A 24,302-nucleotide genomic window follows, 5' to 3' on the forward strand; every position below is an offset into this window, starting at 1 on the left:
CGACCCGAACGATTTTCAGGCCGACCACTGTTGGATGATTAACGGTTATTTGACAATCGGGTAGATGACCTTTTTGGAACCGTCTGCCTGGTACTCATAGGTCTGATGGGCGCTTCCCACCCTGTTTCCGTCGGGTGCCCACTCAATGGGGCCGGTGATGCCGGGATAATCCTTGAGGGTGTGGAGGTATTCGGCAAGTTTTTTGGTGTCTGTGGTGCCGGTTTCTTCAATGGCGTGGAGGATGGCCCGCATGCCGTCAATGTTTAAAAGGGTCCAGATGCTTGGGGGGTCCATCTTGTACTTGGCCTTGTAATCCTTGAGGAAATTGATGGCAAGGTCATAGGGAAGAAGTTCGGGGGAGGGGACGTTGATCAGATACGACCCCTCGGCATATTTTCCTGCAAGCTTGATGTAGTCGGGGTTGTCACAGGCGTTGGAACCGTAGAAATCGGCCATGACCCCTAGCTGCATCTGCTGTGACCTGAGCAGTCCTGCCTCGTTGTAGTAACCGCTGAAGTAGATGACATCCGGATGGGTGGATTTGATGTTGGTGAGGACGGGTGTATAGTTCTGCTCACCGGCTTTGATCTTTCCCTGGTATACGATGTTGCCGCCAAGTTTCTTGATTTCACCAATTACGGAGTCGCCAAGGCCCGTTGAGTAAGAGGAGAAGTCAGATACAATGGCGATTTTTTTGTATTTCTTCACATTGATAAAGTAGTTGGCCGTATAGGTTGCCTCGGCAGAGTTGGGAAAGGAATTTCGGAAAAAGGTCCAGTAGCCGTGCTCGGTAAGGGCGTCACTCGTACCGTCGGTTGTCTGGAGAATCCCTTCCCGATAATAGGTAGCCTGGGCAGCTTCGGCACAGGTGGAGGTGTAGGACCCGATGACTGCGATGACGTCTTTGTTTACAAGATCCTTGGCGCAGATGGCAGCCTTCATTGCCGTACCTTCATCGTCGCAGGTGAAGATTTCAATCTGTCGTCCAAGGATACCCCCCTTGGCATTGACCTGCTCGGCAATGAGGCGTACGCCCTGATCAATCCCCTGGCCTTCATTTGCGTATTGACCAGTGGTGGGGGCCTGGACGCCGATCTTGATGGTCTCAGATGCATCGGCCTGGGTACCTGAAAGGGCTAAACAGAACAACAATGCAAAAAACAATCTGAAAACTTTGTTCATCTTCTTTCTCCTGTTAAAGTCAAGTTATGGTTTAGCGGTCGCCTTTGGCTGACGATTCGCAAGCAAAGCCTCTTTTTCCTTCATATGGACGATGAACTTGTGCACATGATTTTCCGCAACTCGTTCAGCCTCAAGGGGTTGATGGTTTTTTACAGCCAATACCATCTCCTCAAGGTCCTTTAAATTTTCCGCCATCCTGCCCTGGACATTTTCCAGGAATTTGTCGTAGTACTGACGGATATTGTCATGGACCATTTCACTCACAAGAATGTATAATGAATTTTTTGATATTTTTGCAAGTTCTTTGTGAATCTCCTGGTCGATGTCGAGGAACTCCTCCCACCCATCGCTGCCCCTGGCATTCAGCTGCTCCGCCTTTTTGAGCATGGTCTCAAGGATTTTGATCTCCCGGGCCGAGGCCCTTTGGGCTGCCAGGGCTGCTGTTTTTCCCTCCACCCCTGTTCGAAACTGGCCCACATCCATTACGGACAGGCTACCCGACCGGATGAGAAGGGTAAAGGTTTCTGTGAGCTGTTCCATACCTGCCTGGCGAACAATGGAACCACCTGTCGTACCCACCCGGATCTCAATAAGCCCTTTTTGTTCAAGGACCCGCAGCGCCTCCCTCAGGGTTCCCCTGCTGATATTAAAGCTCTCTCTGAGCTGTCGTTCCGGCGGTAGAATATCACCTGGGGCCAGCTTTCGGTCAATGATGGCCTCCTGGATTTGATTAACCACGTCCTGGAACACCCTGTTCTTTTTTGCCTTTTGAAAATAAGGCCCTTTTTTTGCTGACATTTTTTCCCAAGATTTGCTATTGTAATGGTTAAACCATTCCTAGATGATCAGTTTTGGTTTGTCAAGCTCTTTTCCGGGGTAAAAGCCCCTGTTTCCGGACAAAAAATCTTGACTTTTAGTCCGACAGGCCCCATATTTTTTTCGTATTGTTAATTTAAACCCTAGGTTTTTTTTGGAGATTGTTATATAAATGTTTATTATGGGAAATTTTTTTAGGGCAATAGCCGTGGTCCTCGACTGGGGACTGAGTCTTTTCATGTGGATCATCATTGCCAGGGCCGTGCTTTCCTGGGTCAATCCAGACCCCTACAACAACATCGTCAGATTCATCACCAATGTCACTGAACCCGTTCTTTACCAGATTCGACGAAGAGTACCCTTTGACCTCGGTGGCCTTGATATCTCACCGATCATTGCCATTCTGATCGTTATTTTTCTTCAGACCTTTGTTGTTGGAAGCCTTAACACACTGGCCCTCAACTTGTCTTAAAATTAAAAGAGGTGGTTGAATGGGGATAACGCCGGCCGTCATTAAACAAAAAGAGTTCAACACCCGGTTCAGGGGGTTTGATGTCCACGAGGTGGACGGTTTCCTTGAGGAGGTGGCCCATGAAGTTACCAGGCTAAATCGGGAAATTTCCACGATCAAAGAAGAAAGGCACAGGCTGGATCTTGAAAACCAGGGATACCAGAAGCGTGAAATGTCTCTGAAAAGGGTGATGATCCAGTCCCAGAAGGTGCTTGATCAGATGAAGCTCAACGCTAGAAAATCCGCAGAGCTTGTCATTGCCAATGCTGAGGTCGAGGCAGAAAAGATACTCAACCGTGCCCATCAGCGTCTGTCACAGCTCCACAGCGATATCACGGAGCTTAAACGCCAGCGCATGCAGATTGAGGTTCAGATTGGATCAGTGATAGAATCCCACGCCAAACTTCTGGAGATGAGTAAACAGGAGAGTAAAGAATCCGAAGCCACAGATGTGAATCTTAGATTTATCAAGCAGGCATGAAGTAGATTGCAACCTGGGATAGACTTAAAATAAGAGAGATATGATCCATGGCAAAAATCGATGCATTTTTCAAACTCATGCACGACCAGGGCGCTTCAGATTTGCACCTTGTGGCGGGTCAGCCGCCTGCGCTGAGGCTTCACGGTGATATTGAACGGATCAAGTACAACCTCTTGACCAACGATGAGTTAAGAGGCCTTCTTTACGAGATCACCCCCGAGGAAAAGATCAAGGTGTTTGAGGAGACTGGAGATGTTGACTTTGGTTATGAAATTCCAGGGCTTGCCCGTTACAGGGCCAACTATTTCATGCAGAAGTACGGCATCGGAGCCGTGTTCCGGGAAATTCCCTCTGAAATCCTCACATCAGAGCAGCTCGGGCTGCCTTCGGTCATTTCCAAGCTTGCCTCCCTTCCAAGGGGGCTTGTGCTGGTGACCGGCCCCACTGGCAGTGGAAAGTCAACCACCCTTGCCGCCATTATTGACCAGGCAAATCGGATCAGAAGGGATCACATCATCACCGTAGAAGATCCCATCGAGTTTGTCCATAAAAGTCAGGGATGCATCGTCAACCACAGGGAGGTGGGGCTTCATACCAAGACTTTTAGTTCGGCCTTACGAGGTGCCCTTCGTGAGGATCCCGACATTATCCTGGTTGGTGAGCTAAGGGATCTTGAAACCATTTCCCTTGCCATTGAAGCCGCCTCCACCGGCCATCTTGTTTTTGGGACCCTCCATACCTCCAGTGCGGCAAAGACCGTTGACAGGGTTATCGAGGTGTTTCCTGCAACCCAGCAGGCCCAGATTCGATCCACCCTTGCCGACGGCATCCGGGCCGTTGTTGCCCAGACCCTGTTCAAGCGGATTGACAAAAAGGGCCGTTGTGCCGCCATGGAGATTCTTGTGGCAACCCCTGCCGTTCGAAATCTCATCCGGGAGGCAAAGACCCACCAGATTCCTTCCATGATCCAGACGGGTAAGCAGTATGGTATGCAGCTCCTTGATGATGCCATCATGCAGCTCTACAAAAAAGGATGGATCAGCCCGGACGAGGCCTATGGAAAGGCCAACAACAAATCGCTGTTCAGGCCCTTCCTCAAGACAGCTCCCGCAGATTTTACCGAAGCCTGATTAATGGGACCATGTTAAGGAGGGTGATATGTACAAACAAGAGATCGATCATATCCTTGAACGGATGCTGGAAAGCAATAAAAATGTGTCAGACCTGAACCTGACCCCTGGGAAACCCTTTCAGGTGGAAACCGCTGGAGAGCTTGTCCCGGTGGAAATAGAACCTGGTTTTAAGGTCCTCACACCGTTTCAGACCGAAGTTTTTGCCCTGCACCTCATCAATCAGGACCGCAGGCTCACCGAGATTCTTTTAAAAGAGGGATCGTGTGATCTCTCCTATGCCCTTGGGGATCGGGCAAGGTTTCGGGTCAACATCTTTTCCCGGTCTGGCAATTACGCCATTGTTTTAAGAAAACTGGATACCACCATTCCCACCATCAATGAACTGGATCTGCCCCGCTCCTTTCATAAGATGTCCCTTGAAAAAAACGGAATTATTTTTGTCACGGGCGCCACAGGCAGTGGAAAGTCCACCTCCCTTGCAGCTCTTCTGGATGAAATCAATGAGACCAAATCCGTCCATGTGATCACCCTGGAAGATCCCATTGAGTACCAGCACAGCCAGAAGCAGGCGACCTTTAACCAGCGTGAACTCGGGTCTGACTTTGATTCCTTTGCTTCGGGCCTCAGGGCAGCCCTTCGCCAGGCACCCAAGGTGATTCTGGTGGGAGAGATGCGGGATCGGGAAACAGTGGAGATTGGCCTTTCCGCTGCAGAAACAGGCCATCTGGTCCTTTCCACGCTCCACACGGTGGATGCCGGGCAGACCATCAACCGCATCATCGGCATGTTTTCGACGGAGGAGGAACGGCAGATCCGCATCCGCCTTGCCGACACCATCCGCTGGGTGGTGTCCCAGCGGCTGTTACCCCGGACAGGGGGCGGTCGTGTGGCGGCCTTTGAAATTATGAGTGTCAGTTTAAGGGTTAAAGATTCCATTCTCAATGGTGAGTCCGAAGGCAAAACCTTTTACGAAATCATGAAAGCGGGTAAGGCCTTTGGTATGACTACCTTTGATGAGTTCATTATTTCCCTGTATGAACAGGGAAAAATTACAGAAGAGGTTGCCCTGGCCTATTCTTCAAGACGGTCCAGTGTAGGTCGTGGACTTGACTTCATTAAAAGTTCACGGGGTGAGGCAACCACGGAAATCAAATCCCTTGAGATAGACCATGGATATGAGAGGACATGATGGATATCGTCTGTAACCAGTGCCACACAAAACTTTCCATTCCCGATCACAAAGTGCCTAGGGGTAAACGGGCATCGTTTCTCTGCCCTAAATGCAAGCAACGGATTCAGATTTCCCCATCAGCGGATTCTTCAGGGCCGTCCATGGCCCCGACCCGGACCTACGATGCAGCAGATAAGCCCTTTGACTTTGTGGATAGCAACAAACAGACATCCCTTGTCTGCATGGGCAGTGGGGCCGCTGTTGTTTCCCAAGCATTGGAGACCATGGGCCATGTGGTCAAACAGGCAAAAGATGTGGAACATGCCCTTTTGAATATGAGGTATCACCTGTTTGATATTGTGGTGGTGGACGATGGCTTTGATCGTCCCGGTGTTCCCGGAGTGCTCAGCACCCTTTGTCAACTTGAAATGGCTTCCAGACGGAAAATATTTGTAATCCTTGTCTCCGAAAGGTATCGCACCATGGACAGCATGGCCGCCCTTCACCAGAGCGTCAATCTTGTGGTCAATCATTCCAGCCTTAACAAGGTGGATAAAATAATCGATCGGGCAATCAAGGAGAATGAGCAGTTTTATGCTGTTTTCAAGGATTCTCTCAAGAAAACGGGAAAGGGCTGAGCCGTGAGTCAACCGTGGGAAAAAAAGCGGGTTTCTCCGGAAAGGGCCCTGTCAAAGATCGAACCGGGCATGAATGTCTTCCTTGGAACGGGGGCGGCAGAGCCAAGAACCCTTGTCAAGACCCTGATGGGATCCAGCGAGGCAAACCTGGCCGATCTCACCCTGATTCAAATCGTTAGTTTCGGGGACGCAATCTCCATTGAGGGCCTTCGCTCGAATCGCTCAAGGCTGAAAACCTTTTTTTCCGGATGGGTGGCAAGTGAGGCGATCAATGCGGGAAGGGTGGACCTTATTCCCAGCCGGTTCTCTAATATCCCTTCGCTGATCAACGATTACCAGATTCCCGTGGATGCGGCCCTGATCCAGGTCACTCCCCCCGATGGGAACGGCCGCTGCTCCCTTGGCATTGCCGTTGATGTGGCCCGCCAGGCCATGGCCCAGGCAACCCTTGTCATCGGTGAAATCAACCCGGATGTTCCCTGTACCTTTGGTGACACCTTTGTTTCGGTTGACGAGTTTGATTTTTTTGTGGAAAGCCGCGAACCCATGTTTTATTTTCCAAGCTGGCCCGTGGACGATGTCCATGACAGGGTTGCCGCCAATGTGGCGTCGGTCATTGAAGACGGATCCTGCCTTGCCTTCAGCTTTGGACCCCTGTTCCAGGCCCTGCCGCGACACCTTGCATCAAAACGCGATCTCGGGATTCACACTCCCTTTGTCACGGATGCCGTAATGGAACTGATGAACAGCGGGGCTGTGACCAACCGGTATAAGGAGAGTTATCGGGGTAAGACCCTTGCCTCCTACGCCATGGGTTCAAAGGCGCTCATGGCTTGGCTTGATCGAAATCCCCTGATCGAGTTCCAGGGCGTGGGTCAGGTGTTCAACCCCATGGAGATTGGCCGCAATAAACGATTTATAGCCATTATCCCGGCAAGAAAGGTGGACCTTTCAAGCCGTATCTCCATGCACATGGGCAAGGGAAACGTTACCTCGGGTCCAGGCCAGGTCATGGACTTTTTCAACGGGGCCGAGATTTCCAAGGGAGGGTTCAACATCTTTGCCCTGCCCAGTCGCAATCTTTCGGGTGAGGCTAATATTCGCATCAACATTGAGGGGGTTGCCAATCAGATCAATTTTCCTGATTCCGTGGGTATGGTGGCAACAGAATACGGCATAGCTGCCCTGTCCGGCCGAACCATGCGCGAGCGGGCCCAGGCCCTCATTGAGATTGCCCACCCCGATGACCGTGAAGCCCTGGTTGCAGGGGCAAAGAAAATTAATCTCCTCTACCCAGACCAGATATTTATCCATGAAAGCTCCCGGCTTTACCCTGACCACATCGCAGAGCGCCACACCTTTAAGAACAATACCGAGGTGAGATTCCGTGCCATCAAGCCTTCGGATGAAGAGGGCATGAGGCGACTGTTTTATCGGTTTTCAGACCGGGCCATTTATTACCGCTATTTCACCCCCATCAAGACCATGCCCCACGAAAAAACCCAGGAGTACGTCAATGTGGACTACCGCAACGTTATTTCCATTGTGGGACTGGTTGGCCCCCCTGGCCAGGGCCGGATTATTGCCGAGGCAAGGTACGCCCGCCACAAGGATAAACCCCTTGTGGATGTGGCCTTTGTCGTGGATGAAAAGTTCCAGGGACTGGGTATCGCAACCCATCTCTACGGTATGCTGGCAAGGCTTGCCAGGCAGCGGGGTGCCAGGGGGATGACGGCTGATGTTCTTGCCTCCAACCAGTCCATGTTAAAGGTATTTGAAAAGGGAAAATATCCGGTTCAGTCGCGGTTTGAAAACGGAGCCCATGCCCTTTTTATCCCGTTTGATTCAGCGGAAGATCAGCGTTGACCCTCAGAGAAAACAGGCTGGTCTGCAATGATCCTCAGCCCCTCCAGGGTCAGGGCATTATCCACGATTTCAATGGTTTCAGAGGCGTCTGCAATAAGGACTGCCAGCCCTCCCGTGGCAATGACCTTTGGGGTTGTCCCCATCTCCTTTGACATCCTTTTCACCATGCCGTCCACCAGTGCCCCATTGCCGTAGATGATTCCTGATTTGATGCTGTCAATGGTGTTCTTGCCGATTACGTTCTGTGGTCGTCTGAATATTTCCACCCGGGGCAGTTTGGATGCCCTCTGGAAAAGAGCCTCGGCCGAGATCATCACACCCGGTGTAATGGCACCGCCCAGGTATTCCCCCTTTGCTGATATGGCATCAAAGGTGGTGGCCGTTCCAAAATCAATGATGATCATGCTGGTTTTATAACGCTCAAATGCAGCCACGGCATTGACGATTCTGTCCGCCCCGACTTCGGCCGGGTTGCTGTAGCAGATGGGCATGAGGTTTTTAACGGAAGCTGGATCAATCCACAGGGGTTTCTGGTTGAGATAGCGCGTGCAAAAGGTGTCCAGGATACTGTTGATGGGTGGTACAACCGACGATATCACCGTGCGTTTGATGGTTGAAAGGTCGATTTTCTTATCCACAAAAAGGGCCTTTGCAAGGAGGTTGAATTCGTCAACCGTGGATTCCCGGATGGTTCTGATCCGCCAGTCCTGGATCAGGGTGTTACCGTTGAATACGCCCAGGACTGTATTGGTGTTCCCCACATCGATTACCAGCAGCATGGTTTTTCCTTACTTGATGGTTACTGTGAAAAGTTCAGGTTTTGTGTCGGCAAGCATCAGGCCCACGGGAAGGGTTATGGCTGCCCGTCGAACGTAAACCCCGGGGGCCAGGCCCTCCAGATCGATGTATATCTTAAACGCCTCTTTTATGCCATCTTTTTTAAGGGTGTTGACCGGCCCTTTGACCTTTATTTCCATGGTTGGGGGAATCACGCTTGTGGGGTTTGTGCTGTTTATTGTGGCAACTGTAAGGTTTTTAAAGTTTTGGGTGGTAATGGTTTCAACAATGGGGATATCGGCAACAACAATGGCGGTTGATGGATCAACGCTTGTTGACGGGGAAAGGTCCAGGGGCAGGTTTTTTTTAAAACCTTCCTTTGCATTGGTGATGTCAACGGGTTTTGTCATGATGAACATCAGCGGTTCAAGGGTGGATTGCGGGCCTGTTACTTCCACCACTCCGGGATCTGTTGCCGCATCAAGGGCTGTAAATCCTGGCGCTGCCTCACCTGCGTAGGGAACATGGACCGGCAGCCGTTTTACCATTTTTTCCTCCAGCTGAACCGTGACAAAGGTGGGTACGATTTTAAGGATGGTAATCTTCGGGTTCAGGGGGATTCTTTCCTCCATGATGGGGATGGTGTAGGATCCTGGTTTGATTGTGGAGGCCATCCCTGCAGGATCCAGGGCAAGATCCGTGAACAGATCCACAAGGTAGCTCATATCCTCCTGGCCGGCTTTTTTGATCAGCCTGGCCGGTCCTTTGATCCTGATTTCAAGATTGGTGAGGTGGGAGGGAATCTTGACAAGATTGGCCGGAAGGGAGGAAAAGCCCAGGGGGAGGAGCAGGGTGGTTTCCACAGGTTCCTGGGAGCAGGAAAAGAGCAGCATCAGGAGCGCTGCAATGGTGAGCATTGGGGACCGATTTGGAATCCATCCCCTGGGGGCATTGGTGGTGGTCATCAACACTTTTGCCGGCGGTTGTGTCCCAGGATGGCCCCAGTGATTCGGGCCATGGGCGCAAAGGTTTTGACATCATGCACCCGGACGATGTCGGCACCGTTCATGAGGCAGGCAATGGAAGCTGCCATGGTCCCCTGTTCCGCCTCAGGGTCGTCGGCTTTGATGGTCCTGCCCAGTTCCTGTGTGAGAATTTTTTGAACAAAGGATTTTCTGGAGGGTCCCATGAGCACGGGATAGCCAAGGGCCTTGATTCTATCGATGTGTCGAATGAGCAGAAGGTTGTGGGCAAGTGTTTTACCAAACCCGATACCCGGATCAAGAATGATTCTGTCCTGTCGGATGCCGGCGTCAAGGGCAACCTTGATTCTGTTACCAAGATAGGTGGTGATTTCCCCCATAAGATCTTCATAGGTGGGCTTGATCTGCATGGTTTCAGGGGTGCCCCGCATGTGCATGAGAATGACCGGGACTTGTGCGTCAAAAACCACAGACGCCATGTCAGGGTCGTGTTCCATGGCTGAAATGTCGTTGATGATGGCCGCTCCGGCCTGGACAGCCTCCCGTGCCACCCGGGCCTTGACCGTGTCAATGGAGATGGGCACCTTAATTCTGGTTGAAAGGGCTTCGATTACGGGAATGACCCGGTCCAACTCTTCCTGGACCGTCACAGGTGTAGCAAAAGGGCGGGAAGATTCCCCGCCGATGTCTATAATGTCTGCCCCTGCCTCAACCAGGGCCATGCCCTGGTCCACGGCCCTGTCAAATTTGAGGTAGCGGCCACCGTCGGAAAACGAATCAGGCGTGGTATTGAGGATACCCATGATACAGGGGTTGTCATTAAGATCAAGTTTAAATCCCTTCCACGCCATGGCACTAATCATTGTTTTTCATATCCTTTTCAGGCTCGTTGTCAGGCACAACTTCAGGGGGCTCTTGTTCGGATGGGTCTGTTTTCGGAAGATCCTCGTTGTCTGGGTCTGTCTTGCCGGTTGCCTGGTCCTGATTGTCGGGCTGTGCCGGTTCTTCGTGTGAATCCTTCTTGGCTTTTTCGGGCATCGGTGTCGTGGACTTTTTTGAGGACGGGCTGAAATCAGGTTTCATGGAGTGAATCAGCTCATCAAGTTCTTCGCCCATGACGGTTTCCTTTTCCAGGAGAAGACCGGTCAATTTGTGGAGAAGTTCAATGTTTTCCACAAGGACCTCTTTTGCCCTGTCATAGCTTCTCCTGATAATGGTCGCCACTTCAGCGTCTATTTTTCTTGCTGTTTCCTCGGAGTATTCCCTTGCCTGGCCCATGTCACGGCCGATGAAGATGTGTTCATCTCCCTTGTCATAGGCAAGGGGGGCAAGCTCGTCGCTCATTCCCCAGGTCCTCACCATCTTGTTGGCAAGTGTTGTTGCCTGCTTGATATCGTTGGAGGCCCCGGTTGAGATGCGCTTGAAGATGATTTCTTCTGCGACCCTTCCGCCAAAGGCCACGGCAAGTTCACTTTCCAGCTGATCCTTATACTTGAAATCCCTCTCTTCGGGCAGAAACCAGGTGACACCTGCGGCCCGTCCCCTGGGGATGATGGTGACCTTGTTCACAGCATCGGTGCCGGGCAGGAGTCTTGCCACTAGGGCATGGCCTGCCTCGTGGTAGGCCGTTGTTTTTTTCTCGTCCTCCCGGATGACCTTGGATTTTCGTTCAAGTCCCATGTAAACCTTGTCCTTGGCATCTTCAAAATCCATCATGTCAAGTTTGTCGTGGTCTCTTTTGGCTGCAAGCAGGGCAGCTTCGTTGACCAGGTTTTCAAGGTCGGCTCCGGAAAATCCAGGGGTTCCCTTGGCAAGGTTAAGTGGGTTGACTTCATCCGCAAGGGGGGTTTTTTTCATGTGAACCTTGAGAATACCTTCCCTGCCCTTGATATCTGGCAGATCCACATAGACCTGGCGGTCAAACCGGCCGGGTCTGAGCAGGGCCGGGTCAAGCACGTCGGCCCGGTTGGTTGCGGCCATGAGGATCACCCCTTCGTTGGATTCAAACCCATCCATTTCAACCAGGAGCTGGTTCAGGGTCTGCTCTCTTTCGTCGTGGCCTCCGCCCATGCCAGCACCCCTCTGGCGGCCCACGGCATCGATCTCGTCAATGAATATGATGCAGGGGGCGTTTTTTTTGCCCTGGGCAAAGAGATCCCTCACCCTTGAGGCACCGACTCCCACAAACATCTCCACAAAATCAGATCCTGAAATGGTGTAAAAAGGAACACCTGCCTCGCCTGCAACGGCCCGGGAGAGAAGGGTCTTTCCCGTTCCAGGGGCACCCACAAGCAGCACGCCCTTGGGAATTCGGCCTCCGAGTCTTGTGTACTTGCTCGGTTCCCTTAGAAAGTCAACCACCTCGGTGAGCTCTTCCTTTGCCTCGTCAATACCTGCCACATTTTCAAAGGTAACTTTTTCTCCCTTGTCGGACATGAGTCGGGCCCGGCTTTTGCCAAAGGACATGGCTTTACCGCCGCCGCCGCCGCCCTGCATCTGCCGCATGAAAAAGATCCACACACCAATGAGAACGATCATGGGAAGCCAGGAGATGATAATGGACATGAACCATGAAGATTCCGTGGGCGGTTTAACCTTGATAGCCGTTCCACTCTTTCTCAGGGTGCTGATGAGATCGCTGTCCTTTGGGGCAAAGGTGGAAAACCTTGCACCGGTGTTGTCCGTCAGGTAGATATCCTGGCCCTGGATCACGACACTTTTTATCCGCCCGTTATCAACCATGGCGAGGAAGTCTGAATAGTCGATGGTGGTGTCTACCATGTTCTGCTGGTTAAAGATATTATAGAGCATCACCATCATCAGCACGATGACCAGCCACAGGGAGAGGTTTTTATAAAACTGATTCAAGGTCTTTTCCTTTCTGATAGATTAAATTTGGTTAAAAAATACATCGTTCAAATATTAACCATGAATTGTGATTAGGCAAGAAAAACTTTCTTCGTGTTCCTGGAGTGTTTTTCTCTTTTCATGGCTTTTCCGATTTCCCGCAGGGGAAGGGGTTCTTTTTTGAAACAAAGGGTCTGACTTTGTTTGAAGATGCGGACCCGGCCGGGAAGATCCAGGCTCCTGCCCGGAGAGGTTGCAGCGGCAAGGGCTGCAACGGCGTCAACGTGGGGCAGGGTAATCCGTTTCAGGTCTCCTTTGACTGCCTGGATCGCCTTTCTGACAATCCGACGTTTGAGTGCTGGAAGAAGACCATTGAAGCCGTCCAGGCAGAGGCTGACCCCAGGACCTTTCTTTTCTAAGCGTATCGTTTTGAAAACAGCCCCGGCTTCGTTGTCCATCCAGCTGTCTTCCTCACCCATGATCCGGCTCACACGGTTGAGATTTTCCGTGATTCTGGGGTTGTACTCCTTTCTGAGAAGAGGAAGCAGCTCGTTTCTGATTCGGTTTCTCAGGAACACGGTTTCAAGGTTTGTTGAATCCACCACATATGCCTGGGCCTTTTCCCTGAGAAAGGCGAGGATCTCCCCCTTGGTATGACCGATGAGGGGCCGGATGATCCAGTGGTCCCGGACCGGAGGAATCCCGGCAAGCCCCCTGGGGCCGCTGCCCCTTAACAGGTTCATGAGAACCAGCTCTGCATTGTCGTCAAGGGTGTGGCCGACCGCTGTTCGGGTATACCCGTTGTGCCGGCACAGGTCGGTGAAAAAAGCGTATCGAACTTCCCTTGCCGTTTCTTCAAGGGAGATTTGCCTTTCCCTGGCAAGTGTTGCCACGTCGATCTTCAGGGGGTGAAAGGGCAGCTCCAGGGACCTGGCAAGTTCCTGGACAAAGGCTTCATCCCTGTCCGACTCCTTGTCCCTTAAAAGGTGGTTGATGTGGGCAATACCAAGGGTGATTCCCAGGTCTTTCCTGAGCAGGACAAGGGCGATGGCAAGGGCCACGGAATCCGGCCCGCCTGAGACGCCCAGGAGAATGCTGTCACCCGGGGTTACCATCCCATGAACTTCAAGGGTCCGGCAAACTTTTTCTGTGAATGGAGTTCTCTTGGTGCTGGTGAGCATTTTGTCGTTTTACCTGGTAATGTAGGGTTCTCTGTCTGTCGGACAAATTAACGGTTCCATCAACCCGTCAGCCAATATGATTATTAATCACTCAACTTTCGGACTTCAACTTTGATGATCCCATTTAAGCAGCCAATCCCGAAAGTTGGGTTCATCATAATCGTTCCTTGGATGATGGTCAACCAGATATGGATTTCTCGACGGGTCGGGCCTGGAGGGTTGCCAGGGGCGGGTCTCTTTAACGGCGGATTTGGAGCAACGGGTTCTTCTTGTTAAACCCGGGCAGGTATGGTAAAAATTAGATTTCCGGCAGGGTTGCCACTGCCTGTTGTGACCCTGTTTAAAACCCTTAAAATCATAAAAGTGTGAGCACCCATGAGAATAGTAACAAGACCCGATTTTGATGGAATTGTCTGTGCCGTGCTGATCCACGAGGCCGAAGCCATTGACAGTCCTACCCTGTGGATCGAACCCAGCCAGGTCCAGAACCGGGAGGCTGAAATCCGGAAGGGGGATATCATGGCAAACCTTCCCTATGATCCCCGATGTTCGGTCTGGTTTGATCACCATTTTTCCAATGTACCCGGCGAATTTAATGAACAGGGGAAAAAAATAGAGGGTGCCTTTGAAATCGCCCCGTCCGCCGCAGGCGTTGCCTATAAATACTACAAAGCGTCCGATCGTCTGGCAAAGAATTTTGACGAACTGATCCATTGGACCGATATCATTGATGCGGCAGACCTTAACGAGGACCAGGTGCTCCGGCCCGAGGTCTACCCCTACATCCTGCTCTCCATGGCCGTTAAAAACCGGGATCAGACCGACCCCCCGTTCTGGGAAAGGCTGGTTGCCCTTTTAAGAACCCACACCATGGCAGAGGTTATGTCGGACAAAGAGGTGAAGCTACGGTGCAACGCCGTTGTCGAAGAGAATCTTCGCTACGTTGACATCTTGAAGCAGTACACGGTTGTCCATGGCAATACCATCAGCGTTGCAGACTTTCGTTCCATGGAAAAGGTGCCGTCGGGCAACCGGTTTTTAACCTACTCTCTTTTTCCTGAAACCCATGCAAGCGTAAAGATCAGGTATGCCGACCATGATAAAAATGTTGTTCTTCTCAGCATTGGTCATTCGATCTTTAATCCTGAATGCCGGGTGAATGTGGGAAAACTTCTTTCAAACTACGGGGGAGGGGGCCATGCAGGGGCCGGCGGATGCAGTCTTGCTGCCGGGGATGCCGACAGGGTACTAAATGAGATCCTGCCGATCCTTGAGGCCAACCAGGAGAATTAAGTTTCCATATTCGTTACGGCCAGGGCAGATATTGCACCCTGGCCGTCCCGTTTAATAGATCACCCGGGTGGTTTCGGCATCAAATATGTGGAGTTGGTTCAGGTTCAAGGCAAGTTTGAGTTCCTCTTTTGGCCGGTGGATCCGTCGGCCCTCGCTCCTTGCAATAATCCGGATGCCCTTAATATCCATATGGAGGTGGGTCTCGTTGCCAAGGGGTTCGACCACCAGAACAACACCGTCGAACTTCCAAGCATCTGCAAGGGATTCATTCATGTCCGCCGGCATCATCTCTTCAGTCCTCAGGCCCATGACAACGGGTTGGCCATCCTTGAGATCCGTGCCGTTTTTGGGGGGGACAGGAATTTCAAGGCCTCCGGGAAAATGCAGGAATGTCTGGTCTCCCTGTTTTTTGATGGCACAGTCAATGAGGTTCATGGGCGGCGTGCCGATGAAACCGGCCACAAAGGTGTTGACCGGATTGGAGAACAGCTCGATGGGAGTTCCTACCTGCTCGATATAACCGTTTTTCAATACAACGATTCTGTCAGCCAGGGTCATGGCTTCGACCTGGTCATGGGTCACGTAGACGATGGTCGAATCCACCCGCTGGTGCAGCAGCTTTATCTCGGCCCTCATCTGAATTCTGAGCTTTGCGTCCAGGTTGGACAGGGGCTCGTCAAACAGGAACATGGCAGGTTTTCTCACCATTGCCCTTCCCATGGCCACCCGTTGGCGCTGCCCTCCAGACAGTTCGTGGGGCTTTCTGAACAGCAGGTCTTCAAGTCCCAGGATTGCGGCCACCTCTTCCACTCTCTGCTGAATCTCGGCCTTGGGGGTTTTGGAAATCTTGAGGCCGAATGACATGTTGTTGAACACATTCATGTGGGGGTAAAGGGCATAGTTCTGGAACACCATGGCAAGCCCCCTGTCCTTGGGGGCCACATCGTTGATCTCCTTGTCGTCTATGGAAATCGTACCTTCACTGATCTCTTCAAGACCTGCAATCATTCTCAGCAGGGTGGATTTCCCGCAGCCTGACGGGCCCACCAAGACAAGGAATTCCTTGTCCTTGACATCAAGTGTGATTCCGTGGACCACCTCTGTTTTTCCATAACGTTTGACAACATTGTTAAATTTTAGTTGAGCCATTCCACATCCTGTCATGATGGTTTGTTTTTTTAGTGTACAATGGTTCTAAAAACCATAAAACCATAAAAAACGCAAATTATACCATGACTTTTTTATCAAACTTTAACTTGACTCTATTGTCATTACCGATTAATTCTGTCATAGATATCGTCGCGGTTTATTGGGCCGGGAGGGATGCTGCTCATACCTGTGATCACGGTTTTTAAGACTCTAATGAATATAGAATAAGGAACTTAAATTTTTAATGAGGAGGAAAATAGTATGAAACTGCGGAAAGTGTTAATCTATGCTATTGTTTCGCTGTGTCTGGCCTTGCCGGCCGGCGTATTTGCAGAACCTGTCACCATCAACTGGTGGCACGCCATGAGAAGTGCCCGGGGCAAAACCGTTGATACCATGATCGAGAAGTTCAACGCTTCCCAGACAGAGTACAAGGTTGTTGGAACCAACAAGGGAAATTATGACGAGACCATGAATGCAGGCGTTGCCGCTTTCAGGGCTAAAAAACAACCCCACATTCTCCAGGTGTTTGAGGTGGGAACCCAGACCATGATGCTCTCAGGTGCTGTTTATCCGGTTTATAAGCTGATGAAGGATACCGGCTACGATATCGACTGGTCAAATTACCTCCAGGCCGTGCTCTCCTATTATATGAACGCCGATGGTAAGCTCATGTCCATGCCCTTTAATTCGTCCACGCCCATCATGTATTACAATGTGGATATGTTTGAAAAGGCCGGAATTCCGGTTCTTTCCAAGACAAAGCCCATTTCCTGGGACGAGCTTGGGGCTATCACCAAAAAAATCGTAGACTCGGGCGTTGCCCCTGCTGGAATGGTAACCGCTTGGCAGTCCTGGACCCAGGTGGAAAACTACAGCGCCATCCATAACCTTGCCTTTGCCAGTCAGGCCAATGGCTACAAGGGCCTTGACTGTGAACTTTTGATCAACAACCCCAAGGTTGTCCATCACATTGAGCGCCTTAAGGGATGGGCTGACGACAATCGTTTCATGTACGGCGGACAGAAATACCAGGGGCCCAAGTCCGAGTTCCTTGCCCAGAATGCCGCTATTTACATGGACAGCATTTCAGGCATAGCCAAACTTCAATCTTCGGTAAAGGATTTCCGGTGGGATGCAGCACCCCTTCCCGTGGAAGCATGGATGGAAAATCCCCAGAACAGCATCATCGGCGGCGCCTCCCTGTGGGTGCTTAAAGGCCACTCCAAAAAGGAGTACAAGGGTGTTGCAGCCTTTCTGAAGTTCCTTGCAGCCAACGATATGCAGGAGTACTGGCACAAGGAAACCGGGTATTTCCCCATTACCCTTGACGCCTACAATGACCTTAAGACCAAGGGCTTTTACAAGGAGAACCCCCTCCAGGAGGTGGGTATCACCCAGCTCAACCGGGCCATACCCACGGAAATCTCAAGGGGGCTTCGCATTGGCTATTTTGTTCAGATTCGAAATATCATCAACGAGGAACTTGAAAAGGTGTGGAACGGCGACAAGACACCCCAACAGGGCATGGATGATGCTGTTGCCCGGGGTAACGAACAGCTGAGAACCTTTGAAAAAACCTATAAATAGCGAAAATAAATAAGGATCAACCCAAAACGCCCTGTTCTTCCCGGTTGGGGGGCAGGGGGTTTTGGGTTGTCTTGCATCCATGATTAAACGATCTTTTTTTAAATCATCATATCTGCCCTACCTCTTGATTTTACCCCAGTTGATCATCACGCTGACCTTTTTCTACTGGCCGGCACTCCAGGGGCTGATCCAGTCGTTCCACCTGAGCGACCCCTTTGGTATGCAGAGCCGGTTTGTATGGTTTTACAACTATATCGAGCTGTTCACCGATCCCCTTTACCTTCGATCCATTTTCATCACCTTTACCTTCAGCCTTATGGTGGCAACGGTTTCCATCTTCCTGGGGTTGTTTATTGCCACCATGGCCAGCCGCGCCCTTAAGGCAAAGGCGTTGGTGAGGACCATGCTCATCTGGCCCTATGCCGTGGCACCGGCCATTTCAGGAATCATGTGGCTGTTTTTGCTTCATCCGTCCTATGGGGTGGTGGCCCTGGGCATCAAGCGCTGGCTGGGTGTTGAGTGGAATCCGGTTCTCAACGGAGCAGACGCCATGGTCATGATCACCATGGCTGCGGCCTGGAAGCAGATCTCCTACAATTTTGTCTTTTTTCTGGCAGGCATGCAGGCCATTCCAAAATCTCTCATTGAAGCTGCGGCCATTGACGGTGCAAGCCCGTTTCGACGGTTCTGGACCATCACTTTTCCGCTGCTTTCCCCCACTTTTTTCTTTTTGTCGGTCATGAATATCATCTACTCGTTTTTTGAGACCTTTGGAGTCATCCACACTGTTACCCAGGGTGGACCCGGAGGGTCGACCAACATCCTGGTTTACAAGGTCTACCAGGACGGATTTGTCGGCTTGAACCTTGGTTCGTCATCGGCCCAGAGTGTTGTTCTCATGACTCTGATTATTTTGATCACCTTTCTGCAGTTTCGATTTGTTGAAAAGAAAGTACAATATACCGGATAACTATTATGGTTGAAAAAACGCCCCTTTTAGATATTTTTACCTATGTCTTCCTCATGGTCGGCATATTTATCGTGGGATTTCCCATTCTCTACAGCCTGATCGCCGCAACCCTTCCCCTGGATGTTGTCTCCCAGGTGCCCATGCCGCTGATTCCCGGGGATCAGTTCTTTGTCAACATGCACCAGGCCTGGACCCGGGGGGATCTTGGCAACCAGATACTCAATTCGATTGTCATGGCCTCGGGGATCACCGTTGGAAAGATCGCCATCTCCATGATCGGCGCTTTTTCCATTGTTTACTTTGACTACCGCTTCAGGGCGGTTGCCTTTGCCTCGGTATTCTGTACGCTCATGCTGCCCGTGGAAGTGAGGATTTTGCCCACCTACGAGATTGCAGCCAACGTTCTTGGTCCGCTCCAGCCGGTGTGGGATTTTCTGCACATTGACGGTCTTCTTTCCTGGATTTCCGGCCATGATGTGGAGGTGCTGCTCAACTGGTCGCTTCTGGACAGTTACCAGGGCCTTATTCTTCCCCTTGTGGCATCGGCCACCTGCACCTTCCTGTTTCGCCAGTTCTTTTTGACCGTTCCAGAGGAACTCTGCGAGGCGGCCAAGATGGACGGGGCATCGCCCATGACCTTTTTTCGAAAGATTCTTTTTCCCCTGTCAAAGACCAACATCGCAGCCCTGGTGGTCATCGAGTTTGTATACGGGTATAATCAGTATCTGTGGCCGTTGTTGATCACCACAAATCCCAAGATGACAACGGCGGTTATTGGTCTCCAGAATCTCATTCCCCAGGCCGACGATCTTCCTGAGTGGAATGTGGCCCTTGGAGCTGCCGTGCTGGTCATGCTGCCGCCGGTTCTGGTTGTTCTTTTTATGCAGCGGTGGTTTGTCAAAGGGCTGATCGAAAAGGAAAAATAAGGCTAAATTTCTTTGAGGTCGTTGAGCTTTTTTTCCAGGGGTTCGAGTTCCTGCAGGGGGTCCCGGTCTTTGTCCCGGGTTTCGTCCTGCTGGTCCAGAAACCTTTTTTTCATCCGTTCAAATTCCTGTTCAAGTTTTGGAAGAATGTCGTTTTTGATGCGATCCTGTGCCTCTTTGCCCGATTCCTTCATGCGTTGGGTAAGGGCGTCGATTGATTGTTCAAATTCCTTGAACTCTTGACTTTCCGGAATTTTGCCGATTCGTTCCTTAAGGGATTCAAACCCTGTGGCAAAATGTTTCAACATGTTTGATATCTCGGGTATCCCAGGGGACTCTGAACCCGACACAACGGCACCGTTCCCCAGGGGGGCGCCACCGGATATGCTTTTGGCCACCATGACAACGGTCCGGGGGGCGGTTTCTGAGTTCTTGTCCGGGTATTCCGGAATCAGGGTAAAGGTTGAATGCTCGGTCAACAGGGGCTTAAAATCAGCGTCTATCTCAATGGCTGTGGGATAGATACCGTTTTTGAGGGGCAGTATCTCCTTGACCCGACCAATGGTGGTATGGTCCAGGATTACAGGGGCACCCGGCGTAAGTCCCTGGATGTCCTTGAAGTTGACTGTCAGATCAAGGGTATTGCATCCCATGATCAAAAAGGATGAAATGACGGCGAGGGTGATGCTTTGAAAAGGCCCCATGAGGCTCCTCCATGTGGATCAATTAAGGTTTTCTTCGGGTTTGGGCGGCAGGGGGAGTTTGATAACGTTAATACCTTCCTTTTCAAGGACCTTGTCATCTTCGGCCGTTGTGGTCCCCATGATGTTTTTGGGTTCTGATGCACCATAATGCATCTTAAGGGCTTCCCTGGTAAAGTTCTGGCCCACGTTTTCAAAATTTTTTTCTATGAAGGCCGATACCTTGGCCGCAAGGTCGACGGCTGCCTCCTCCCTGGCCCTTGACTGGGCTGCAGCCCCCTGGGAGGTTCGCACGGCAATGGGCGAAAGTTTCCGGGTGACAACGCTTGTTTCACAGACAGGACAGAGGATTTTTCCCTGCTCCTGCTGGATCTCAAAAGTCTGTCCGTCATCAAACCATCCTTCAAAGGTGTGGCCGTTAATGCATTGAAGGTCAAAAACAATCATGTGTCATGGTATCCGTTTTATTGTATGCTGTCTATGCTGGTGGCGATGTTAAAACAATAGTCGCCCATCTTTTCAAAGTTGGAGAGTAGGGCAATAAAGAGAACCCCCACGTCAACGGAGCAGGAATCGGTTCTGAGGCGATCAATGTGGTCCTGACGCATTTTTTCCCTCAAACTGTCGATAAGATCTTCCTTGGCCTTGGCCATCGCCATGAATCCCGGGGTACGTTCGCCCATCTCCTTGATCACAAAGTTGAAAAACTGCTCGACCTCGCTTGAGATGCGAACAAGGTTGCCCACGGCGTCATCACTGATAATATAGTTATTTTCATAGATTTTTTCAAGGATCTTGGAGATGTTCTCCATGGAGTCTCCGATTCTTTCGATGTTGTTGGTGATGCGCATCATTTCAGAGATTTCATTGGCTTCAGTCTCGTTGACTTCACCCTGGTAGATTGAGGTAAGGTATTTGATGATCACCTTTTGCATGTCATCAATGTGTTCTTCGATGGCCTCCCTTTCAGCAAGCCTGTCATCGTCCCGGACAATAAGGCACTCGCAGGTGTTCGTAAGACTTCGGTGGGTGAATTTGGCCATTTGCACCACCTCTCCCCTTACCTTGGCAAGGGCACCAATGGTGCTGTCAATGAACCGGGCGTCAAAAGAGGGCATGTGGTAGCGTTCTTTTTTCTTTTCCCGAGGGGAGAGAAAAATGGCCACCTTGATGAGCTGGGGAAGAAAAATAAGGAAAAACAGGGCATTCATGACATTGAAGATGGTGTGGCCGTTGGCAATGTACCGACCTACGTTGAGAAACTCTCCGTTGACTGTATCCGTCACCGGGTCGGCCCCCATCATCAAAGTTGTGGCCGTGACGATTTTCACAAACCAGGGAAACATCAGCACGATCATGGAGACACCCAGTACGTTAAACAGGGTGTGTGCCCGGGCCGTTCGATGGGCGCTCAGGCTGGTGGAGCCGATGGTTGCGATTTCAGCTGTTATGGTCGTTCCGATGTTTTCACCAAGGACCAGGGCCATGGCTGTTGGAAACGTGATCAGTCCCTGGGCGGCCAGGGTCATGGTCAGGCCCACTGTGGCCGATGATGACTGGACCATGATGGTCACAAGGGCTCCCATGGCAACACACAGGAGAATGCCTGGGTAGGTGTCTGTGGAAAATCTGGTGAAAAAGGCAATGAACTCAGGGTCGTTCTTTATGGGTGCAAGGCCGTGATTCATTACGGTCATTCCGTAGAAGAGAAGGCCAAAGCCCAGGATGATTTCACCAATATGGCGGTTACGTCGTCGTTTGGAGAAAAATTTCATGGGAACGCCAATGGCAATGGCCGGAAGGGCAAGGCTGGTGAGCTTAAAGGCGATCATCTGGGCCGTGACCGTGGTACCCACGTTGGCACCGAGGATGACACCCACGGCCTGTTCCAGGGTCATGATGCCGGCACCCACAAAGCCGATGAGCATTACGGTGGTGGCCGATGAGGACTGGATCACCGCCGTGACCCCGGCTCCGGTGGCGCAGCCCATGAACCGGTTGGATGAAATAGCACCGAGTATTCGTTTGATCCTGGGGCCGGCTGTCATTTCAAGCCCTTCGGTCATCATCTTCATCCCGAGAATGAAAAGTCCGAGGCCGCCGATGGTCTGAATGAAAATATCCAATAGATCCACGATGTCACCTTTTTAGCATCTGTTAGATTACTGTTAGATTTCGGTTGGGTTTTTATTAAAACCCTGCACTCTATAGTTTATTTTGTCAGTTTTTTCAATTGTGAAATAGTTTTCATGGAAATGGTTTTTCCCAGGCAGGGAAACAGGGCATTGTTTGAAAAGATTGGATCCAGGTCCAGGTCAAACCGGGAAGCTTTTTTTGCCCGTTCCCACATGGGGGTGTGGGGAATGGGTGTGTAATAGGCTAGCACGGGTGTAATGCCGCTTTTTTTTACCTCAAGAATCGAACTTTCAACCGCCTCTATTTCCTGATCGGGCAATCCACACAGGAGATAGGCCCCGATCTGATCCCGGCTGAATCCGGCGTCCTTGAGCAGGGTGACGGCATGGTGGAACTCATGGGCGTTGACCTTGCAGTCAAGGCGTCGCTCCCGGGAGAAGTCGGTGGTTTCAAGTCCCAGGCGTATGGTCTTGAATCCTGCCTTGAACATCAGTGTGGCCGTCTGTTCTGTGATTTCACGGATGTGCAGGGCATTGGGGGTGTGAAAGGCAAGATTCAGGTTTGCCTCGATGATGGCTTTAAAGAGGGGAACAGCATGGTTTCTGGCATCTATGAGCAGAGCGTCATCGTAAAAGGCAAAGTTTTTGACCCCCCTCTGGTTATGCCAATGACAGATTTCCTGGAAGACCGATTCCGGTGACCTTCTTCGGAATCGGGGCTCAAGGTAGGATGAGGCGCAGTATTCGCAGGCAAAGGGGCATCCCCTGGTGGTGAGGATGGGTGCATGGGTCAGGTTTGTAATAAGGTCCAGGGCTGGCAGGGGAAGGGTATCAAGATCTTTCGGATCCAGGCGGGGGGTAAATGAAAAACCCGTATGCCGGTAAACGATTTCCTGGATTTTGTTTTCACCGTTGCCCGGTACCACCTCGTCGGCAAGGGAATGTTTGACGGCGTGGTCGGTGAGGAGGGTGGCGTAGATACCCCCGAGAACCACTGGGATGCCGGGAAAAATCTCTTTAATTGCTGCAATGGTTTCCCTGACGCCGCCAGCCCAGTAGGTCATGAGGGAGGTGACAAAAACAAGATCCGGTGGGTCCATCTGTCTTAGATCTGTCCGGAACCATTCAGGATCTATGCCATACCGGGAATATCGGCCCGGGGCTCGTTCCTTGAGGATATCGGGTTTTGGGATTTCGGTTTTCCGGTAGGGACCCCGTCCGTCAGGAAAAACCCTTGTTCCTGGCCCTGCCATGGGATGGAATCGATCCAGGCAATCCATGAAGGTTACCCGGACGTTGTTCTGCCTCAGGATGGCGGCAAGGGTGAGGAGTCCCAGGGGTTTTGCCCAGAAATCAAAGGCGGCAAAGTCGTGGATCCATGGGTTGACGCAGAGGACATGGGGAGGATTGTGTGTCGGCTCAGTCAAAGTACTGCATGGAGGTCTTTTTCAGTTCCTGTTTACTGAACAGCAGGGTGTAATCTGTGACACCGACAGCCACGGATATTCTTTTGGCAATGGCGTGGCAGGTGGCTTCATCCGAAGCATGGACCATGGTGTAGAGATTGTAGGGCCAGGTGCCTGACGGGTCCCTTCGATAGCAGTGGGTCACCTCGTCAAAGGCGGCCATGGCAGGTCCAACTGCTTCGATCCGTTCTTCAGACACCTTCCAGGCCACCATGGCATTGGCCTTATAGCCTGATTTCTGGTGTTTAAGGGTGGCACCGAACCGGCGGATCACGCCCCGGTCATGGAGGGCCTTTACCGTTGCGATTACCTCTTCCTCGGACATGCCGAGGGTCTGGGCAAGGGCCAGATAAGGGCGTTCACACACAGGAATGTTTCCCTGGAGGGCTGAAATAACTTTTTTTTCTGTTTCACTTAACATGGAAGTTTTAAACGATTTTTCCCCGTATATGTCAAGGATAAAATGAACCGGAACGCTTTGACCATTCC

The 24,302-nt window shown here is 51.3% G+C and carries 23 protein-coding genes; 10 read left to right on the forward strand and 13 right to left on the reverse strand.

Translation table 11 applies throughout. The features are described 5' to 3' along the window. Positions 1–45: 45 nt before the first annotated feature. Positions 46–1,182 (reverse strand): branched-chain amino acid ABC transporter substrate-binding protein, encoded by a 1,137-nt coding sequence (locus HRM2_RS02450; RefSeq protein ID WP_012662858.1) that lies wholly within the window; start codon positions 1,180–1,182, stop codon positions 46–48. Between the two features lie 24 nt (positions 1,183–1,206). Beyond that, positions 1,207–1,980: a FadR/GntR family transcriptional regulator gene (locus HRM2_RS02455; RefSeq protein WP_012662859.1), complete on the reverse strand. Its 774-nt coding sequence runs from the start codon at positions 1,978–1,980 to the stop codon at positions 1,207–1,209. A 190-nt stretch (positions 1,981–2,170) separates the two neighbouring features. On the opposite strand from HRM2_RS02455, the gene HRM2_RS02460 reads away from it, so the two are divergent. From HRM2_RS02460 to HRM2_RS02485, 6 genes are read left to right on the forward strand one after another with little or no spacing between them, the layout of a single operon-like run. Further along, positions 2,171–2,470, forward strand: coding sequence for a YggT family protein (locus HRM2_RS02460; protein WP_012662860.1), 300 nt, complete (start codon positions 2,171–2,173; stop codon positions 2,468–2,470). A 19-nt stretch (positions 2,471–2,489) separates the two neighbouring features. Continuing rightward, positions 2,490–2,990 carry a DivIVA domain-containing protein gene (locus HRM2_RS02465; protein ID WP_012662861.1) on the forward strand — a complete coding sequence of 167 codons (501 nt, stop codon included), beginning with the start codon at positions 2,490–2,492 and terminating at the stop codon, positions 2,988–2,990. A 47-nt stretch (positions 2,991–3,037) separates the two neighbouring features. Further along, positions 3,038–4,120 carry a type IV pilus twitching motility protein PilT gene (locus tag HRM2_RS02470; protein ID WP_012662862.1) on the forward strand — a complete coding sequence of 361 codons (1,083 nt, stop codon included), beginning with the start codon at positions 3,038–3,040 and terminating at the stop codon, positions 4,118–4,120. A gap of 28 nt (positions 4,121–4,148) precedes the next feature. Next, entirely contained in the window at positions 4,149–5,312 is a 1,164-nt protein-coding gene (locus HRM2_RS02475) for a type IV pilus twitching motility protein PilT (RefSeq protein WP_012662863.1), read from the forward strand. Further along, positions 5,309–5,932: a zinc-ribbon domain-containing protein gene (locus HRM2_RS02480; RefSeq protein WP_041272999.1), complete on the forward strand. Its 624-nt coding sequence runs from the start codon at positions 5,309–5,311 to the stop codon at positions 5,930–5,932. Before HRM2_RS02475 ends, HRM2_RS02480 begins: the two co-directional genes overlap by 4 nt. Positions 5,933–5,935: 3 nt before the next feature. Then, positions 5,936–7,798 carry a bifunctional acetyl-CoA hydrolase/transferase family protein/GNAT family N-acetyltransferase gene (locus HRM2_RS02485; RefSeq protein ID WP_012662865.1) on the forward strand — a complete coding sequence of 621 codons (1,863 nt, stop codon included), beginning with the start codon at positions 5,936–5,938 and terminating at the stop codon, positions 7,796–7,798. Here HRM2_RS02485 and HRM2_RS02490 read toward each other — a convergent pair. From HRM2_RS02490 to tilS, 5 genes are all read right to left on the reverse strand, one after another. Further along, positions 7,789–8,577: a type III pantothenate kinase gene (locus HRM2_RS02490; RefSeq protein WP_012662866.1), complete on the reverse strand. Its 789-nt coding sequence runs from the start codon at positions 8,575–8,577 to the stop codon at positions 7,789–7,791. The genes HRM2_RS02485 and HRM2_RS02490 overlap by 10 nt on opposite strands. Before the next feature lie 9 nt (positions 8,578–8,586). Then, positions 8,587–9,540 carry a CdaR family protein gene (locus HRM2_RS02495; RefSeq protein ID WP_012662867.1) on the reverse strand — a complete coding sequence of 318 codons (954 nt, stop codon included), beginning with the start codon at positions 9,538–9,540 and terminating at the stop codon, positions 8,587–8,589. After that, positions 9,540–10,421 (reverse strand): dihydropteroate synthase, encoded by an 882-nt coding sequence (gene folP, locus HRM2_RS02500; RefSeq protein WP_012662868.1) that lies wholly within the window; start codon positions 10,419–10,421, stop codon positions 9,540–9,542. Before folP ends, HRM2_RS02495 begins: the two co-directional genes overlap by 1 nt. After that, entirely contained in the window at positions 10,414–12,426 is a 2,013-nt protein-coding gene (gene ftsH / locus HRM2_RS02505; RefSeq protein ID WP_012662869.1) for an ATP-dependent zinc metalloprotease FtsH, read from the reverse strand. The genes folP and ftsH overlap by 8 nt, the downstream gene beginning before the upstream one ends. Positions 12,427–12,497: 71 nt before the next feature. After that, a complete protein-coding gene (tilS, locus tag HRM2_RS02510; protein WP_012662870.1) occupies positions 12,498–13,586 on the reverse strand; it encodes a tRNA lysidine(34) synthetase TilS in 1,089 nt (362 codons plus the stop codon). Between the two features lie 375 nt (positions 13,587–13,961). On the opposite strand from tilS, the gene HRM2_RS02515 reads away from it, so the two are divergent. Next, positions 13,962–14,879 carry a hypothetical protein gene (locus tag HRM2_RS02515; RefSeq protein WP_012662871.1) on the forward strand — a complete coding sequence of 306 codons (918 nt, stop codon included), beginning with the start codon at positions 13,962–13,964 and terminating at the stop codon, positions 14,877–14,879. Positions 14,880–14,930: 51 nt separating this feature from the next. Here the strand turns inward: HRM2_RS02515 and HRM2_RS02520 are convergent, their stop codons facing one another. Next, complete coding sequence (locus tag HRM2_RS02520; RefSeq protein WP_012662872.1) at positions 14,931–16,028, reverse strand: ABC transporter ATP-binding protein; 1,098 nt, start codon at positions 16,026–16,028, stop codon at positions 14,931–14,933. 261 nt (positions 16,029–16,289) lie between these two features. Between HRM2_RS02520 and ugpB the strand changes: the two genes are divergently transcribed. The 3 genes from ugpB to HRM2_RS02535 all read left to right on the forward strand — a co-directional run bounded on the left by ugpB (position 16,290) and on the right by HRM2_RS02535 (position 19,514). Next, positions 16,290–17,618, forward strand: coding sequence for a sn-glycerol-3-phosphate ABC transporter substrate-binding protein UgpB (ugpB, locus tag HRM2_RS02525; protein WP_012662873.1), 1,329 nt, complete (start codon positions 16,290–16,292; stop codon positions 17,616–17,618). Positions 17,619–17,697: 79 nt separating this feature from the next. Then, on the forward strand, positions 17,698–18,588 hold the full coding sequence (locus HRM2_RS02530; RefSeq protein WP_012662874.1) for an ABC transporter permease subunit: 891 nt from the start codon (positions 17,698–17,700) through the stop codon (positions 18,586–18,588). 5 nt (positions 18,589–18,593) lie between these two features. Then, positions 18,594–19,514 carry an ABC transporter permease subunit gene (locus HRM2_RS02535; RefSeq protein WP_012662875.1) on the forward strand — a complete coding sequence of 307 codons (921 nt, stop codon included), beginning with the start codon at positions 18,594–18,596 and terminating at the stop codon, positions 19,512–19,514. A 2-nt stretch (positions 19,515–19,516) separates the two neighbouring features. On the opposite strand, the gene HRM2_RS02540 is transcribed toward HRM2_RS02535, so the two are convergent. The 5 genes from HRM2_RS02540 to ahbB form a co-directional block, all read right to left on the reverse strand. After that, entirely contained in the window at positions 19,517–20,215 is a 699-nt protein-coding gene (locus HRM2_RS02540) for an MlaD family protein (RefSeq protein WP_012662876.1), read from the reverse strand. 18 nt (positions 20,216–20,233) lie between these two features. Further along, positions 20,234–20,659, reverse strand: coding sequence for a DUF1178 family protein (locus tag HRM2_RS02545; RefSeq protein WP_012662877.1), 426 nt, complete (start codon positions 20,657–20,659; stop codon positions 20,234–20,236). Between the two features lie 17 nt (positions 20,660–20,676). Continuing rightward, entirely contained in the window at positions 20,677–22,347 is a 1,671-nt protein-coding gene (locus HRM2_RS02550) for a Na/Pi cotransporter family protein (protein ID WP_012662878.1), read from the reverse strand. Between the two features lie 77 nt (positions 22,348–22,424). Next, the gene (locus HRM2_RS02555; protein ID WP_012662879.1) at positions 22,425–23,774 is read right to left on the reverse strand and encodes a B12-binding domain-containing radical SAM protein; all 1,350 of its coding nucleotides are present in this window, start codon (positions 23,772–23,774) and stop codon (positions 22,425–22,427) included. Then, complete coding sequence (ahbB, locus tag HRM2_RS02560) at positions 23,767–24,234, reverse strand: siroheme decarboxylase subunit beta (RefSeq protein WP_012662880.1); 468 nt, start codon at positions 24,232–24,234, stop codon at positions 23,767–23,769. The genes HRM2_RS02555 and ahbB overlap by 8 nt, the downstream gene beginning before the upstream one ends. Between the last annotated feature and the right edge of the window lie 68 nt (positions 24,235–24,302).

Origin of the sequence: Desulforapulum autotrophicum HRM2 (assembly GCF_000020365.1) — a bacterium.
Lineage (GTDB): Bacteria > Desulfobacterota > Desulfobacteria > Desulfobacterales > Desulfobacteraceae > Desulforapulum > Desulforapulum autotrophicum.

Bases quoted from the DNA above. Each gene is read 5' to 3' on its own strand.
- HRM2_RS02450 (WP_012662858.1), bottom strand. From the start codon at position 1,182: ATGAACAAAGTTTTCAGATTGTTTTTTGCATTGTTGTTCTGTTTAGCC.
- HRM2_RS02455 (WP_012662859.1), bottom strand. From the start codon at position 1,980: ATGTCAGCAAAAAAAGGGCCTTATTTTCAAAAGGCAAAAAAGAACAGG.
- HRM2_RS02460 (WP_012662860.1), top strand. From the start codon at position 2,171: ATGTTTATTATGGGAAATTTTTTTAGGGCAATAGCCGTGGTCCTCGAC.
- HRM2_RS02465 (WP_012662861.1), top strand. From the start codon at position 2,490: ATGGGGATAACGCCGGCCGTCATTAAACAAAAAGAGTTCAACACCCGG.
- HRM2_RS02470 (WP_012662862.1), top strand. From the start codon at position 3,038: ATGGCAAAAATCGATGCATTTTTCAAACTCATGCACGACCAGGGCGCT.
- HRM2_RS02475 (WP_012662863.1), top strand. From the start codon at position 4,149: ATGTACAAACAAGAGATCGATCATATCCTTGAACGGATGCTGGAAAGC.
- HRM2_RS02480 (WP_041272999.1), top strand. From the start codon at position 5,309: ATGATGGATATCGTCTGTAACCAGTGCCACACAAAACTTTCCATTCCC.
- HRM2_RS02490 (WP_012662866.1), bottom strand. From the start codon at position 8,577: ATGCTGCTGGTAATCGATGTGGGGAACACCAATACAGTCCTGGGCGTA.
- HRM2_RS02495 (WP_012662867.1), bottom strand. From the start codon at position 9,540: ATGACCACCACCAATGCCCCCAGGGGATGGATTCCAAATCGGTCCCCA.
- folP (WP_012662868.1), bottom strand. From the start codon at position 10,421: ATGATTAGTGCCATGGCGTGGAAGGGATTTAAACTTGATCTTAATGAC.
- tilS (WP_012662870.1), bottom strand. From the start codon at position 13,586: ATGCTCACCAGCACCAAGAGAACTCCATTCACAGAAAAAGTTTGCCGG.
- HRM2_RS02515 (WP_012662871.1), top strand. From the start codon at position 13,962: ATGAGAATAGTAACAAGACCCGATTTTGATGGAATTGTCTGTGCCGTG.
- HRM2_RS02520 (WP_012662872.1), bottom strand. From the start codon at position 16,028: ATGGCTCAACTAAAATTTAACAATGTTGTCAAACGTTATGGAAAAACA.
- ugpB (WP_012662873.1), top strand. From the start codon at position 16,290: ATGAAACTGCGGAAAGTGTTAATCTATGCTATTGTTTCGCTGTGTCTG.
- HRM2_RS02530 (WP_012662874.1), top strand. From the start codon at position 17,698: ATGATTAAACGATCTTTTTTTAAATCATCATATCTGCCCTACCTCTTG.
- HRM2_RS02535 (WP_012662875.1), top strand. From the start codon at position 18,594: ATGGTTGAAAAAACGCCCCTTTTAGATATTTTTACCTATGTCTTCCTC.
- HRM2_RS02540 (WP_012662876.1), bottom strand. From the start codon at position 20,215: ATGGGGCCTTTTCAAAGCATCACCCTCGCCGTCATTTCATCCTTTTTG.
- HRM2_RS02545 (WP_012662877.1), bottom strand. From the start codon at position 20,659: ATGATTGTTTTTGACCTTCAATGCATTAACGGCCACACCTTTGAAGGA.
- ahbB (WP_012662880.1), bottom strand. From the start codon at position 24,234: ATGTTAAGTGAAACAGAAAAAAAAGTTATTTCAGCCCTCCAGGGAAAC.